Source organism: Novosphingobium sp. PhB55 (assembly GCF_004368805.1).
Classification (GTDB): Bacteria; Pseudomonadota; Alphaproteobacteria; order Sphingomonadales; family Sphingomonadaceae; genus Novosphingobium.
On record NZ_SODQ01000001.1, the window covers coordinates 516,052 to 531,223 of the forward strand.

Sequence of the window (15,172 nt, forward strand, 5' to 3'; positions counted from 1 at the left end):
GTCGCCTTTCCTAGATGCGAACCCATTCCTGCTCGTCGATGCCGAGCAGCCGCAGCACGCTGGTGAGATCGCCGCGGTCGACCCAGCCGTTCGCCGCAGCGCGCGCCTTGGGCTTGGCGTGATAGGCGATACCGTAAGTCGCGGCTTCCAGCATGGGAATGTCGTTCGCGCCGTCGCCCGTGGCAAGGCTGGTGACGTCGTCGCCCAGCGCCGCCATCTCGGCCAGCAGCGTCGCCTTCTTGACCGCGCTGTCGACGATCGGGCCGGCAAGGCCGCCCGTCAGCTTGCCGTCGGCCACTTCCAGCCGATTGCCGACCACATGCTCGAAGCCGAGCTGCGCGGCGACCGGATCGGCGAAGTGGTGGAAGCCGCCGGTCACCAGAACGGTGCGGCAGCCGAACTTCTTGAGCGTCTCCACCAGCGTGCGCGCGCCCGGCATCGGCCGGATGCGGCTGGCGAGGCATTCCTCGATGGCGCCGACCGAAAGGCCCCTGAGCAGCCCGACTCGTTCCAGAAGGGCTTGCTCGAAGTCCAGTTCGCCCTGCATGGCCCGCTCGGTGATCTCGGCGATGCGCTCCTTGAGGCCCGCGAAGTCACCCAGTTCGTCGATGCATTCCTGGCCGATCATGGTCGAATCCATGTCGGAGATGAATAGCCCGGGAATCGTCGGCTCATGATCGCAGACCAGGCCGTCGGTCGGCGAGAAATGGTCGTCCAGGGCCTTGCGCAGCGCGGCGGCATCATCGTCGGGCGAGGCAAGCTGCATGGTCTTGCCGCAGAAATCGAGCATCGCCGCCGAAGCGAGCCGCACACCGCTTTCCTGCATTTCGGCCCGCGCCGCATCGATTCTTGCCGAGAGGTGGTCCGGTTCTGCTATCAGCCGCGCAATGAGCACTGCGAATTCCCTTGAAGCTGCGTATGAAAATTCCACTGGCGGCCGCGAAAAGCCACCCCTCGCGCTCATCGCAGGGCCAACCGCCAGCGGCAAGAGCGATTGTGCCGTGGCGCTGGCACAGGAGCTGGAACGGCGCGGTCGGCGGGCCGTGGTCGTCAATGCCGACAGTTCGCAGGTCTATGCCGACCTGACCGTGCTCAGCGCCCGCCCCACGGCGGAGGAAATGGGCGGCATAGAGCACCGCCTGTTCGGCGCCTGGGACGGGGCCGAGACCTGCTCCGCCGCCGAATGGGCCCGCGCCGCGCGCGCGGCCATCGCCGCAGTCCATGCCGAGGGCGCCGTGCCCGTGCTGGTGGGCGGCACCGGCCTTTATATACGCACGCTCCTGGACGGCATCGCTCCGGTCCCCCCAATCGATCCGGAAGTGCGCGACGCGGTCCGCGCCCTCCCCGTTGCCGAGGCCTATGCCGCCTTGCAGGGCGAGGACCCCGAACGCGCCGCGCGCCTCGCTCCCGCAGACAGCGCACGCATCGCCCGCGCCCTGGAGGTCGTCCGCTCTACCGGCCTGCCGATTGCTCACTGGCAGGCCCGGACCAGCGGCGGCATCGGCAGCGATGTCTCCCTTCACGCCGCAATCCTGCTTCCCGAACGCCAGGCCCTCTACCGCCGCTGCGACTTGCGGTTCGCGCGCATGATCGAGCGCGGCGCCGCCACCGAAGTGGAAAGGCTGCTCGCGCGCGGCCTCGATCCCGACCTGCCGGTGATGCGCGCCATCGGCGTGCCGGAACTCGCCGCCGTTCTGCGCGGGGAAAGTGTGCTGGAGGAGGCCGTGGCCCGGGGATCGCAGGCCACCCGCAACTACGCCAAGCGCCAGTTCACCTGGTTGCGCCACCAGCCCCCGCAAGATTGGGCAAGGATCGAGTTCGAATATTTCGACCAAAAAACCCTTCAAGATAGATTATTTCACGTTATGGGGTTGACGTAATATTTTCGGCCCCTTAGAGCGCCCTCACCTGCTGATGAAAGTATGCAGGGAGGAGAGGGAGGACCCGGCACGGCGCCCGTCGTGTCGGGTCGGTTTCATTATAGTTCGCCCAAGGGCGCGCTATGGTTTTTTGGTAATGCGCGACCTTCGTGGCGCGCAATATTCGAAGGGCAGCCCTTCCCTCGGGAAACGCCCACGAATCGGTAAAGGAATGTGTTGTGACTGAAGAGCGCAGCGGCGCGAACATCCTGGTCGAAAGCCTGGTCAAGCAGGGGGTCGAATTCGTATTCGGGTATCCCGGCGGCGCCGTGCTACCGATCTACGATGCTCTATTCGGCGACGAGCGACTTCGGCACATCCTGGTCCGCCACGAAGCCGGCGCGGCCCACGCAGCCGAAGGTTATGCGCGTTCGACCGGCAAGCCCGGCGTCGTTCTCGTCACCTCGGGCCCGGGCGCAACCAATGCCATCACCGGTATTGCCGATGCTTTCATGGATTCGATTCCGCTGGTCATCATCACCGGCCAGGTGCCGACGGCGCTGATCGGCTCGGACGCTTTCCAGGAAGCGGACACGGTCGGCATCTCGCGCCACTGCACCAAGCATAACTACCTGGTGAAGGACCCGGCCGAACTGGCAGGCATCATCGACGAGGCGTTCCAGATCGCCACGTCCGGCCGTCCCGGCCCGGTGCTGATCGACATCCCCAAGGACGTCCAGATCGCCTCCGCCGCCTGGAACGATGCCCCGGCGCAGCGCCGCCAGCGCTATTCGCCGCGCACCGAAGGCACGGCGGACGAGATCGCGCAGGCGGTCGAACTGCTGGCCAAGGCCAAGGCGCCGGTGTTCTATACCGGCGGCGGCGTCATCAACTCCGGCCCGCGCGCCACCGCCCTGCTGCGTGAGCTTCAGGCCAGGACCGGCGCGCCCGTCACGTCCACCCTCATGGGCCTCGGCGCCTTCCCCGCAGACCATGCCGACTGGCTGGGCATGCTGGGCATGCACGGCACCTACGAGGCCAACCTGGCGATGAACCAGGCCGACCTGATCGTCTGCGTCGGCGCCCGTTTCGATGACCGCGTGACCGGCCGTCTCGACGCTTTTGCGCCGAATTCGACCAAGATCCACATCGACATCGACCGCGCCTCGATCAACAAGACGGTTCGCGTCGACCTGCCGATCATCGGCGACTGCGCCACCGTGCTCGACCAGATCCTGACGCTCTGGGGCGACCGCAAGGGCCAGGACCTGGCGCCGTGGAAGGCCCGCGTGGAGGAATGGCGCGGCAAGAAGAGCCTGTCCTTCCCGCTTTCGAAGAAGGCGATCATGCCGCAGCTGGCGGTCCAGCGCCTGTTCGAGCTGACCAGGGACAAGGACCCGGTGATCTCCACCGAAGTCGGCCAGCACCAGATGTGGGCGGCGCAGTATTTCCACTTCTTCGGTCCGAACAAGTGGCTGACTTCGGGCGGTCTCGGCACGATGGGCTACGGCCTGCCCGCCGCGATCGGCGCGCAGCTCGGCAATCCGGACAGCCTGGTCATCGACATCGCCGGTGACGCCTCGATCCAGATGAACATCCAGGAACTGGGCACCGCCACCCAGTACCGCCTGCCGGTGAAGATCTTCATCCTCAACAACGAGTGGATGGGCATGGTCCGCCAGTGGCAGGAACTCACTTACGAGAGCCGCTACTCGCAGTCCTATTCGGACAGCCTGCCGGATTTCGTGAAGCTGGCTGAAGCTTACGGGTGGAAGGGCATCCGCATCGAGAACGAAAGCCAGCTCGATGCCGGCATCCAGGAAATGATCGACTACGACGGTCCCGTCATCGTCGACTGCCTGGTCGCCAAGGAATCGAACTGCTTCCCGATGATCCCCTCGGGCGCGGCACATACCGAAATGATCCTCTACGGCGACACCGTGGCCGGCACCATGGACGACGAAGCCAAGGCTCTGGTCTGAGAACGCGCGCGCAGGATCCGAAAGACATATCATGATGCACATCAAGCAAGAGGCCGAGGAACGCCACGTCCTCACCATCACCGTCGATAACGAGGCGGGCATTCTCGCCAAGATCGCCGGCCTGTTCACCGCGCGTGGCTACAACATCGACAGCCTTACCGTGGCCGACATCACCGAGAACCACGCGGTGAGCCGGATCACGATCGTCACGCACGGCCCGCCGAGCCAGATCGACCAGATCCACGCCCAGCTCGAACGCCTGGTGCCGGTCCACAAGGTGGTCGACCTCACCGAGGTAGGCCCTCACGTCGCCCGCGAACTGGCGCTCATCAAGGTGGCGGGCCTGGGCGAGAAGCGCGTCGAGGCGCTGCGTCTGGCCGACATCTTCCGCGCCAAGGCGGTGGACACCACCACCGGCAGCTTCATCTTCGAACTGACCGGCGCGCCGGACAAGATCGATACTTTCGTGCAGCTGATGCGCGACCTCGGCCTCGTCGAAGTCGGCCGTACCGGCATCGTCGCGATGATCCGCGGGCCGCACGAGGCTTAACCCATATCCTCCGGCCAGAAACCGGAACCAACCGACCATGCGCCACCGGCGCTAATCAATTAGGCCCCGCCTCACGGGGACGGGCCGTCGAAAGGGTAGTACAATGAAGGTCTATTACGACGCCGATTGCGACATCAACCTGATCACCGAAAAGAAGGTCGCGATCCTCGGCTACGGCAGCCAGGGTCATGCCCACGCGCAGAACCTGCGCGACTCGGGCGTCAAGGAAGTGGCCATCGCGCTTCGTCCCGGCTCGCCCTCTGCCAAGAAGGCTGAAGGCGCCGGCTTCAAGGTGCTTGCCAACGCCGAAGCGGCCGCATGGGCCGACGTGCTCATGATCCTGGCGCCCGACGAGCACCAGGCCGCGATCTACGCCGCCGACATCCATGAGAACATGAAGCCCGGCGCAGCGCTGGCCTTCGCCCATGGCCTGAACGTCCACTTCGGCCTGATCGAACCCCGCGCCGACATCGACGTGATCATGATCGCGCCAAAGGGCCCGGGCCACACCGTTCGCGGCGAATACGTGAAGGGCGGCGGCGTGCCCTGCCTCGTCGCGATCCACCAGGACGTGACCGGCAATGCGCAGGACGTGGCCCTGGCCTACGCTTCGGGCGTCGGCGGCGGCCGTTCGGGCATCATCGAGACCAACTTCCGCGAGGAATGCGAAACCGACCTGTTCGGTGAGCAGGCCGTGCTCTGCGGCGGCACCACCGCGCTGGTCCAGGCCGGCTTCGAAACGCTGGTGGAAGCCGGCTACGCGCCGGAAATGGCCTACTTCGAATGCCTTCACGAGCTGAAGCTGATCGTCGACCTGATGTATGAAGGCGGCATCGCCAACATGCGCTACTCGATCTCGAACACCGCCGAATACGGCGACATCAAGACCGGCCCGCGCATCATCACCGAAGAAACCAAGAAGGAAATGAAGCGCGTTCTGGAAGACATCCAGTCGGGCCGTTTCGTGAAGGACTTCGTGCTCGACAACCGCGCCGGCCAGCCGGAACTGAAGGCTTCGCGCATCGCCGCCAAGCGTCACCCGATCGAGGAAACCGGCTCGAAGCTGCGCGCCATGATGCCCTGGATCGGCGCCAACGCCCTGGTCGACAAGGCGAAGAACTAAGCCTTGAGGTTCAAGGCAGAGAACTGATTTCTCTTACGCATTTCGCGTTTGACGAAGGTTCGGAGGCGGCGCAGAAATGCGCCGCCTCTTCTTTTTCGGGAGCATACCCAATGCGCCGCATCCATATTCCCCTCGTCCTCGCCGCCGCAGCCGCTCTCGCGGCCCCCGTCATCGCCCAGCCGGGGCCCGGCGGCCCGGGCGGCGGCCGCGAACGGATGGAAATGCTCCACGGCGCCGGCGCCCCCGCGGACGTCAAGGCGGGCACTTACGCCGTCGAGCCTGCTCACACCCAGGTCACCTTCAGCGTCTCCCACATGGGAATCTCGCCTTTCGCGGGCACGTTCTCCGGCGCCAGCGGCTCGATGACGCTCGACCCCAAGAACCTTGCCGCCACCAAGCTCAACGTCACCATCCCGGTCACTTCGGTCCAGACCACCAGCGACAAGTTGACCGAGGAACTGCGCAGCGCAGACTGGCTCGACGCCGCCAAGTTCCCCACCGCGACGTTCGTCGCCACTTCGGTCACGCCGCGCGGTCCCGATGCCGCCGCGATCGACGGTACCCTCACGCTCCACGGCGTCAGCAAGCCGATCACCATCATGGCACGCTTCTTCGGCGCCGCGCAGAACCCGATGAGCAAGAAGGATTCGGTCGGCTTCCTGGCCCGCGCGATCATCAAGCGTTCGGACTTCGGCGTGACGAAGTACGTCCCGGTCGTTTCGGACGAGACCGTGCTCGTCATCAACGCCGCGTTCGAGAAGCAGTAACGCGGGCGTCATCGACCGTTCACGGCGGATGGGCCATAGTCGCGGGAGCACACACCCCGAAAGGAGACCGGCATGAAGGCCAGACTGTTCGCGACCATTGCCCCCGCCCTCACCTTTGCAGCCGCCCTTTCCGGCTGCACCGGCACGGGGAGCGACAATGTGGCCGATGCCAGCCCACCGCCGCCGTCGATGGAACCCAGCTGCGGCGCCGACCAGCTTGCCTCCTACGTGGGCCAGCCCGCCAGCGACGAAGTGATCGCCAAGATCACCGCATGGCGCGGCGACAAGCCGATGCGCGTCCTGAAGCCCGGCATGGCCGTGACCATGGACTATCGGCCCGACCGCCTGAACGTCCAGGTGGATGAGGACGGCAAGATCAAGGGCTTCACCTGCACCTGACCCATACCAAGCGATATCTTGATCCGGGCGTCCCTGTCGGCCAAGTCTCTTTCTCGGCCGGACGTCTTTGCCGAATTGAAACGGCCAGGATCTGAACAGGGACGCCCGATGAGCGAAGCAGACGAAATAGACCGCGAGGACGGCCTCACCCGTGTCGAGGCCTTTTCCGACGGCGTCATCGCCATCATCATCACCATCATGGTGCTGGAGCTGAAGACCCCGGTAACCGAGGGCCTCGGCGCGCTCTGGTCGCTCTGGCCGATCTTCATCGCCTATGTGCTGAGTTATGCCTATGTCGCGATCTACTGGGTGAACCACCATCGCCTGCTCGGCCATGCGCGGCTGGTGACCAGCGGACTGCTCTGGTCCAACATGCTGCTGCTCTTCACCCTGTCGCTCATCCCCTTCTCCACCGCCTACCTGGGAGAGCACCACTTCAGCCGCGAGGCCACGCTGCTCTATCTGGTGACGATGCTGACACCGGCCCTTGCCTATATCCTGCTCCAGGGCCGGATCGCGGCGACCGGCGCGCAAAACGTGGCGAGCCGGCGCTATCACAAAGCCTCACATCGCAAGGGCATCGCCGCCTCGGTGGTCTATGCGCTCGGCCTTCCGCTGACTTTTCTTTCCCCCTGGCTCGGCATTGCCTGCGCGGCGCTGGTCGCGGTGTTCTGGATGCTGCCCTGGAGCGTGCTCGACCGGCTGTTCCTCGACCGCCATCCGCCCGCCGGCTCCTGACCGCGACAGTTTGTTGCGCACCGGGATAGCTGCGCGCGGGATCGGCCGTGCCGCAAGCGGGCGCCCTTTTCGCTTTACTTCGGCGGCCCGAATGCCCATAGGCAGCGCCATGACCCTTCGTCTTGGCCTAACCCTGCGACTTATCCGCCCTTGGGCGTGAGGTGACGCGTCGGTCCTGCGGCGCGCTCGGCGCTCAAGGGGACCTGCAAAGACCGGCCAAACGCAGGCCGGCAAGACGCAAGCAGGCTAGCCAATGGCAACAAGCCAGCGACACGAAGATCATTTCCGAGCGAGATTACCCATGACCATGCTGAAAGACCCTTCGGTCAAGTACCGTCCCTTCCCGCAGATCGACCTGCCGAACCGCCAGTGGCCCTCGCAGGTCATCACCAAGGCGCCACGCTGGCTCTCGACCGACTTGCGCGACGGCAACCAGGCGCTGATCGACCCGATGGGCGCGGAAAAGAAGAACCGCTTCTTCGACCTGCTGGTCAAGGTCGGCCTAAAGGAGATCGAAGTCGGCTTCCCGAGCGCGGGTGCGACCGAGTTCGATTTCATCAACGGCCTCGTCAGGAACGACCGCATTCCCGAAGACGTGCTGGTCCAGGTGCTGACCCAGTCGCGCGAAGACCTGATCACCCGCTCGTTCGAGAGCCTGGAAGGCGTTCACGCCGCGATCGTCCACCTCTACAACGCCGTCTCGCCGCTGTGGCGCACGGTGGTGTTCGGCATGGAAAAGCACGAGATCCGCGGCATCGCTGAAAACGGCGCCAAGATCATGCGCGACCAGGCGGCGAAGTATCCCGGCACCCAGTGGCAGTTCGAATACTCGCCCGAGACGTTCTCCACCGCCGAACTCGATTTCTCAATCGAGTGCTGCGAGGCGGTGATGGAAATTCTCCAGCCGACGCCGGAAAACCCGATCATCCTCAACCTGCCGGCGACGGTCGAGGCAGCGACGCCCAACGTCTATGCCGACCAGATCGAGTATTTCTGCCGCAACCTGCCCAACCGCGAATCGGCCGTGATCTCGCTGCACACCCATAACGACCGCGGCACCGGCGTGGCTGCCGCCGAACTGGGCCTCATGGCCGGCGCCGACCGCGTCGAGGGCTGCCTGTTCGGCAATGGCGAGCGCACCGGCAACTGCTGCCTCGTCACCGTGGCGATGAACATGTACACGCAGGGCGTGAACCCGCAGCTGGACTTCTCGGACATCGACGAAGTGATCCAGACGGTGGAATACTGCAACCAGCTCAAGGTCGCGGAACGCCATCCCTACGGCGGCGAACTGGTGTTCACCGCCTTCTCGGGCAGCCATCAGGACGCCATCAAGAAGGGCTTCGCGGCGCAGGAAAAGCGCAACGACGAGATCTGGGCCGTGCCTTACCTGCCGATCGACCCGGCCGATCTCGGCCGCGACTACGAAGCGGTGATCCGCGTCAACTCGCAGTCCGGCAAGGGCGGTTTCGCCTGGGTTATCGAGCAGGACCAGGGCCTCAAGCTGCCCAAGCGCATGCAGGCGCACTTCTCGAAGCACGTCCAGGAACTGGCCGACGAACTCGGCCGCGAACTCCAGGCCGCCGACATCTGGAACGTGTTCCGCAAGGCCTATCGCATCGACGATCCGCAGCACTTCCAGCTGATCGACTGGGAAGAAGCCAAGGCCGCCGACGGCACCCGCGTCTTCGCCGGGAAGATCGGCGTCGACGGCAGGGAGCAGTCGGTATCCGGTCGCGGCAACGGCCTGATCTCCTCGGTCACCGCGACCCTGGCGGAAAGCTTCGGCGTGACGCTCGACGTGCGCGACTATGCCGAGCATTCGATGGGCAAGAGCACTGACGCCCGCGCCGCCGCCTATGTCGAATGCGTGACGCCCGATGGGCGCGTGATCTGGGGTGTCGGCATCGACGAGGACGTGGCGACCGCCAGTGTCCGCGCCGTGCTGAGCGCTGCCAACACGGTGCGTGGCTGAGTATCCCTCCACGCTCCGGCCTTTTCGGCAATGCGTTGAATTGAATGAGTTGAAATCGATTGAGGCGGGGGTCTGCGGACTCCCGCCTCAGTCGTTATGTGCACAGGGAACGGAGCGAAACGACCGGCCATGGAGGTCGCACGGCTCATCTTGCGTACGCAAATTAACGATGAATTTTTAGGAACCGTTTAGAACCGTCGACAATTTTTTCCGGCAATTCTAACGAGAACCGGGATGCCTGAATGCAGTTCTACCTCGCAACGTCCTTCATATTTCCGCGCTCGCTGCGATTGCGCATCTTTGCCATCTGCTTCCTCGCCACTCATCTTCCGCTGATCGGCTATTGCGCCTGGGGCCTGTCGACCGGGCGGATCGCCCTGTTCGAATTCGTCCTGCTGACCCTGGCGACGGTCCTGGGCACCGCCCTCGCCCTGTTCGGCATAGGGGCCCTGCTAGATCCGATCCATGCCCTGGCGGCCGCCCTGAATCCGAAGGAAGAGGACGGCGCACCGCTCCCTGAAGTGGGGGACGTGATCCAGACGCTTTACGCAGGCGTCCACCGCGCAGCCACCGCCACGCGCGCACAGATGGAAGACCTCAGCATCGCGGCACTGGAAGACCCCCTCACCGGGATCGCCAACCGTCGCGGCTTCCTGGAGCAGGTCCAGGCCCTGCCCCCCCACCAGCGCAAAGGCTGCCTGGCCATCGTCGACATCGACTTCTTCAAGCAAGTCAACGACCGGCTCGGCCATGACGAAGGCGACCGGGTGCTCTGCGCATTCGCGGACCGGCTCTCTTCACAGATACGCCGCGCCGACATGGTGGCTCGCTGGGGCGGCGAAGAGTTCGCCATCCTGTTCCACGAATGCATCGAGGACGAAGCGGACTGGACACTTGCCCGGCTCGCCGCCCGCATGCGCGAGGAGCCGATCGGCACCGTCGATGGGCGCCCCATCACTTTCTCAGCCGGCCTCTGCTGCTGGAACGACGAAGACATCGAGGCCGCGTTGCACTCTGCCGACGAGGCCCTTTATGAAGCCAAGCGCTCGGGCCGCGACCGGACCTGCCGCGCCGCCTCGGTTGCCGGGCAGGAAGTAGGCTCCTGACGCAGGACGGCCGGATCCGAAGGTCGGAATTCGGCTGATGGAAACAAAAAAGGGCGGCCCGAGAGCCGCCCTTTTTCTTTATCGGTCCGTTTCCCGCGGCGATCAGTCGCCGGTCAGGATGCGATCGACCAGTTCCTTCACCGTCGGCGTGAAGCCGTTGGAATAGAACGGGTCCTGCTTGAACTTGTAGGCGGCATGGCCGGCAAACATCAGGTTTTCGTCGATCGGGCCGCCGTGAGCGATGTCCTGGAGCGTCTTCTGGATGCAGAAGCTGCGCGGATCGGCGAGACGGCCGGTGGTGTAGTCGTCATGGTCCTTCCACGAGGAGAAGCCGCAATGCGACAGGCAGCCCATGCAGTCGGCCTGGTCCTTGCGGATATCGTCGCGCTCGGCGGGATCGACGAAGATGATCGTGTCGTCCGGTGTGCGCAGGCCATCGGTGAAGCCCTGCGCCGACCACGAACGCGCGCGGTCGAGATCCTTGGGCGCGACCCAGAAGTTCTTGCCCTTCACGCCGACGTCGAGACGCACGGTATGCTCGCCGGCCTCGACCTTCGAGTAGGGAATCTGGCGCTCCGAACGCGCCTCGAGATTTCGCAGGAACGGGTTGCGCACCGCCGAGGAATAGAACCCGGTCGGCGAGAAACGGTGCAGCAGCACGTCGCCCGGTTCGAGAGTGCGAAGGTGGTCCTTCCACGCCTGCGGGATAGGGCTTTCGTGCGTCAGCAGCGGGCGCGTGCCGTACTGGAAGGCGATCGAGCCCAGTTCCGGATTGTCGATCCAGTTTTCCCAGTCGCGCAAGAACCAGACGCCGCCGGCCATGACGATCGGTACGGTGTCGGCAATGCCTTCCGCGCGCATGGTGTCGCGCAGCGCCTTGACGCGGGGATAGGGATCTTCCGGCTTGAGCGGATCTTCGGCGTTCGACAGGCCGTTATGGCCGCCGGCGAGCCAGGGATCCTCATAGACCACCGCGCCCAGCAGATCGGGCACCTTGTGATAGGCGCGCTTCCACAGCGCGCGGAAAGCGCGGCCGGAGCTGACGATCGGCAGGTAGTTGACGTTGAAGCGCGCCGCGATCTCGGACAGCTTGTAAGGCATGCCCGCACCGCAGGTCACGCCCGTGACCATGCCGCGGGTCTGCTCCAGAACGCCTTCGAGGATGGTCTGAGCGCCGCCCATTTCCCACAGGACGTTGATGTTGATCGCGCCCTTGCCGCCGGAAATCTCGTAGGCACGGCGAACCTGCTCGACAGCGCCGTCGATGGCGTAGTCGATCAGTTCCTGGTGCCGCTCCTTGCGGGTAAGGGCGTTGTAGACTTGCGGGACGATCTTGCCCTCGGCATCATAGCTGTCGGCATTGACGGCGCTGACCGTACCGATGCCGCCGGCCGCCGCCCAGGCGCCCGAACTCATGTGGTTGGTCGCGGCAACACCCTTGCCGCCCTCAACGAGCGGCCAGACTTCGCGTCCACCATAGACAATCGGCTTGAGACCCTTGAAACCCATTTTCTCTTTCGTCTTTCCCCCGGCGTGAGGCACGCCGGTTCAGCGGCCCTGTATACGCCCTGTGCTACTGACGCACTACTTTTGCGTCATGGTGTTGCCGGATATCCGGCAAGGTACGATGTTTGCCGGCTCCGGACGCGGACCGGCGACCTCGAACTGTGCGTAGTAGCCCTGGAGCTCCGGCTTACGGACAAATTCCGTCAAACGAAAGCCCATGGACGCAAATTCGCAGAAAAGGAGTTGCGGCGGAATGCCGTGGCTGTCGCTGGCGCGATCGACGTCGACAACGACCACGCGCCCGCCCTCGCGCAGCGAAGGCCGCAAATGCCAGAGGAACGCGTAAGGCTCCGTCACTTCGTGGTACATGTGAACCAGGAAGACGCGATCGAAGCTGTTTTCCGGCAGTTTCGGATCGTCCGGCGTGCCGAGCTTGATGGAGACGTTCTCCAGTTCCTCGCGCATCACACGGTTGCCCAGCCGCTCGTTCGCCGCGCGGTCGATATCCTCGGCCAGCACACGGCCCTTGGTGCCGACGCGCTGGGCCAGGCGAACCGTGTAGTAGCCTTCACCCGCGCCGAGATCGGCAACGCTCATGCCCGGCTCGATCCTGGCCAGGTCCATGACGACTTGCGCCTCGTTCAGGCTATCGCGCTGGACTTCGGTGCCGACGGCGCCGTCGGGCGTCCTGGAAACCGGGCGGTCCGCCACCGGAAAGGCGCGCGCGCTTTCGGCCCGTGATTCGTCGACCGGCTCGCGGTGGCACCCCCCCAAAACCAGGCCGAGCGCGAGCGTCGACACCGCCAGGGCGGAGCGGCAGGAAAGGGGGAAGGACAAGCGCATGCGGCCCTTTAGCGGTTCGCCCCGCGCTTGGCAAAATCGCTGCCGAAGCGCGGGTTCGAATTCCGCTACCGATCTCAGTCGACGTCTTCCACTTCGACCTTCTCACCCGTCACGCGCTGCGAAAGCGCGGCGGCCATGAAGGGGTCGAGCGCGCCGTCAAGCACGTCACCGGGCGCCGTCGAGACGACGCCGGTGCGCAGGTCCTTCACCTGCTGGTAGGGCTGAAGAACGTAGGACCGGATCTGGTGGCCCCAGCCGATGTCGCTCTTGCTGGCGTGCTCGGCACTGGCCGCTTCCTCACGCTTGCGCATCTCTTCCTCGAACAGGCGCGCCTTCAGCATGCCCATCGCGATTTCGCGGTTCTTGTGCTGCGAACGGTCGATCTGGCTGGCGACGACGATGCCGGACGGACCGTGCGTGATGCGCACTGCCGAGTCCGTGGTGTTGACGTGCTGCCCGCCCGCACCCGAAGCGCGATAAGTATCGATCTTCAGGTCCGCCGGGTTGATGTCGATCTCGAAGCTGTCGTCGATCACCGGGTAGACCCAGACCGAGGAGAAGCTGGTGTGGCGGCGCGCCGAACTGTCGTAAGGGCTGATGCGGACCAGGCGATGGACGCCGCTTTCGGTCTTGGCATAGCCATAGGCGTTCTCGCCCTTGATCAGCAGGGTGCAGCTCTTGATGCCCGCGGCTTCGCCCGAGTGGTAGTCCACCAGTTCGACCTTGTAGCCGTGACGCTCCGCCCAGCGCGTGTACATGCGCTGGAGCATTTCGGCCCAGTCCTGGCTTTCCGTCCCGCCGGCACCGGCATGGACTTCGAGATACGTGTCGTTGCTGTCGGCCTCGCCGGAAAGCAACGCGGTCACCTTGTCCTGGTCGGCGCGTTCGGCAAGAGCGGCGAGCGTGGCGATACCTTCGTTGATGGTATCCTCGTCGTCCTCCATCTCGCCCAGTTCGACGAACTCGATGGCGTCCTGCATTTCGCGGCCGATATCGTTCACGGCACCGATCGCAGCTTCAAGGCGGCGACGTTCCTTCATCACCGCTTCCGCTTCCTTGGGCTTGTCCCAAAGCGTGGGGTCTTCGACACGCGCGTTCAGCTCGTCGAACCGGCGCAGGGCGCGGTCCCAATCGAGGAACTTGCGGACCAGCGCGAGGGCCTTCTCGATACGCGCAATGTGGGCCTGCCCTTCGGCACGCATGACTTGAAACTCCCAAGAAGCGACAGCGCGCGCATAGCGCAGCGACGGCATATGTAAAGCGCGCGAGCAAAGTGGCGCGCGGAAACGGCGCTCTTACCCGCCTATGGGGGTGCTGTTCAAGGCTGGAGTGCGGTTGTTCACCCGGTGGAGGTTCCAGGCCGCCTCAGCCCGCTGCAATCAGCGCGGCCCTCAGCCCTTGAGCTTCTTCACGGCCTCAAGGGTGAGCTTCACATGGTCGCGGTAGTCGAGTTCCGAATGGACCATGACGATGCGCCCGTCCTGCGCGATCACGTAGCTGGTGCGGTCGGTCATGCCGGCCGGCACGCCTTCGCGCTTCATCGCGACATCGTAGGCCTTGGTGATCGCCGGCGTGGCGACGGCGACGGCGAACTTGTCCCGGCAGGCTTCGGTCGAGAACTTCTGCAGCGTCGGCAGGTCATCGGCCGACATGCCCACCACGGTGGCGCCCAACTTGGCGAAATCGGGGGTCGCATCGGCGAACGCATGGGCTTCCAGCGTGCAACCCTGCGTGAAGGCCTTGGGATAGAAGTAGAGCACGACCGGCCCCTTCTTCAGCGCCGCCTTGAGGTCGAAGGCCATGACCTTGCCGCCCTTCGCGCCCTGCGTCGAGAACGCGGGAGCCTTGGCTCCGACGGGCAATGCTGCCTGAGCGGCACCGGCGGAAACAGCGAGGGCGAGAGCCGCGATGGCGGCGGGCAGGATCTTGCGCATGGCGGGCAATCTGAACTTCGGAAAGGGACCTGTCCAGTCCCTTCCCGGCCCCGATCGCGCCTCCGTTCCTGCCGCTTATTCGATGTAGCCGAGCACCGTGCCAACCTCATAGGTCTCACCCACCGCTGCGACGATCCGCAGGGTGCCCGAGGCGGGCGCCTCCACCTCATTAGTGGACTTGTCAGCTTCCAGCGAGAACAGCGGCTCGCCTTCGGTCACGGCGGCGCCATCGCCGACCAGCCATTCGGCAACCTGGCCTTCTTGCATCGAGAAACCGATCTTCGGGAGCAGGATTTCAACGGCCATGGTACTTCCAGTCCTCCAGGATTTCGCGTGCCCGAGGCCCCTGCCCCATCACGGCGATTTGCCATTCTGACTAGCGCAAGGCGC

General features: G+C 64.8%; 15 protein-coding genes. 9 read left to right on the top strand and 6 right to left on the bottom strand.

Annotated elements, in window-relative coordinates:
• Positions 1 to 10: 10 nt before the first annotated feature.
• A complete protein-coding gene (gene serB / locus EDF57_RS02450; protein WP_134092962.1) occupies positions 11 to 895 on the bottom strand; it encodes a phosphoserine phosphatase SerB in 885 nt (294 codons plus the stop codon).
• Here serB and miaA point away from each other — a divergent pair.
• The 9 genes from miaA (at position 888) to EDF57_RS02495 (ending at position 10,499) form a co-directional block, all read left to right on the top strand.
• Positions 888 to 1,880: a tRNA (adenosine(37)-N6)-dimethylallyltransferase MiaA gene (gene miaA / locus EDF57_RS02455; protein WP_134092963.1), complete on the top strand. Its 993-nt coding sequence runs from the start codon at positions 888 to 890 to the stop codon at positions 1,878 to 1,880. The genes serB and miaA overlap by 8 nt on opposite strands.
• 218 nt (positions 1,881 to 2,098) lie before the next feature.
• The gene (gene ilvB, locus EDF57_RS02460; protein WP_132262938.1) at positions 2,099 to 3,841 is read left to right on the top strand and encodes a biosynthetic-type acetolactate synthase large subunit; all 1,743 of its coding nucleotides are present in this window, start codon (positions 2,099 to 2,101) and stop codon (positions 3,839 to 3,841) included.
• 31 nt (positions 3,842 to 3,872) lie between these two features.
• On the top strand, positions 3,873 to 4,391 hold the full coding sequence (gene ilvN / locus EDF57_RS02465; protein WP_054441698.1) for an acetolactate synthase small subunit: 519 nt from the start codon (positions 3,873 to 3,875) through the stop codon (positions 4,389 to 4,391).
• 103 nt (positions 4,392 to 4,494) lie between these two features.
• The gene (gene ilvC, locus EDF57_RS02470) at positions 4,495 to 5,514 is read left to right on the top strand and encodes a ketol-acid reductoisomerase (RefSeq protein WP_132262940.1); all 1,020 of its coding nucleotides are present in this window, start codon (positions 4,495 to 4,497) and stop codon (positions 5,512 to 5,514) included.
• A gap of 110 nt (positions 5,515 to 5,624) precedes the next feature.
• A complete protein-coding gene (locus EDF57_RS02475) occupies positions 5,625 to 6,281 on the top strand; it encodes a YceI family protein (protein ID WP_134092964.1) in 657 nt (218 codons plus the stop codon).
• 72 nt (positions 6,282 to 6,353) lie between these two features.
• Complete coding sequence (locus EDF57_RS02480; protein WP_134092965.1) at positions 6,354 to 6,680, top strand: I78 family peptidase inhibitor; 327 nt, start codon at positions 6,354 to 6,356, stop codon at positions 6,678 to 6,680.
• Positions 6,681 to 6,788: 108 nt separating this feature from the next.
• On the top strand, positions 6,789 to 7,418 hold the full coding sequence (locus tag EDF57_RS02485; RefSeq protein WP_134092966.1) for a TMEM175 family protein: 630 nt from the start codon (positions 6,789 to 6,791) through the stop codon (positions 7,416 to 7,418).
• A 301-nt stretch (positions 7,419 to 7,719) separates the two neighbouring features.
• On the top strand, positions 7,720 to 9,393 hold the full coding sequence (gene leuA / locus EDF57_RS02490) for a 2-isopropylmalate synthase (RefSeq protein ID WP_134092967.1): 1,674 nt from the start codon (positions 7,720 to 7,722) through the stop codon (positions 9,391 to 9,393).
• 242 nt (positions 9,394 to 9,635) lie between these two features.
• Entirely contained in the window at positions 9,636 to 10,499 is an 864-nt protein-coding gene (locus EDF57_RS02495; protein WP_134092968.1) for a GGDEF domain-containing protein, read from the top strand.
• Between the two features lie 102 nt (positions 10,500 to 10,601).
• Here the strand turns inward: EDF57_RS02495 and EDF57_RS02500 are convergent, their stop codons facing one another.
• The 5 genes from EDF57_RS02500 to EDF57_RS02520 form a co-directional block, all read right to left on the bottom strand.
• Positions 10,602 to 12,008, bottom strand: coding sequence for a nitronate monooxygenase (locus EDF57_RS02500; protein ID WP_132262952.1), 1,407 nt, complete (start codon positions 12,006 to 12,008; stop codon positions 10,602 to 10,604).
• Positions 12,009 to 12,083: 75 nt separating this feature from the next.
• Positions 12,084 to 12,848 (bottom strand): class I SAM-dependent methyltransferase, encoded by a 765-nt coding sequence (locus tag EDF57_RS02505; protein ID WP_132262954.1) that lies wholly within the window; start codon positions 12,846 to 12,848, stop codon positions 12,084 to 12,086.
• A gap of 74 nt (positions 12,849 to 12,922) precedes the next feature.
• Positions 12,923 to 14,050, bottom strand: coding sequence for a peptide chain release factor 2 (prfB, locus tag EDF57_RS02510; protein ID WP_132262956.1), 1,128 nt, complete (start codon positions 14,048 to 14,050; stop codon positions 12,923 to 12,925).
• Between the two features lie 189 nt (positions 14,051 to 14,239).
• Positions 14,240 to 14,782, bottom strand: coding sequence for a peroxiredoxin (locus tag EDF57_RS02515; protein ID WP_132262958.1), 543 nt, complete (start codon positions 14,780 to 14,782; stop codon positions 14,240 to 14,242).
• Positions 14,783 to 14,857: 75 nt separating this feature from the next.
• On the bottom strand, positions 14,858 to 15,088 hold the full coding sequence (locus EDF57_RS02520; protein ID WP_132262960.1) for a biotin/lipoyl-containing protein: 231 nt from the start codon (positions 15,086 to 15,088) through the stop codon (positions 14,858 to 14,860).
• Between the last annotated feature and the right edge of the window lie 84 nt (positions 15,089 to 15,172).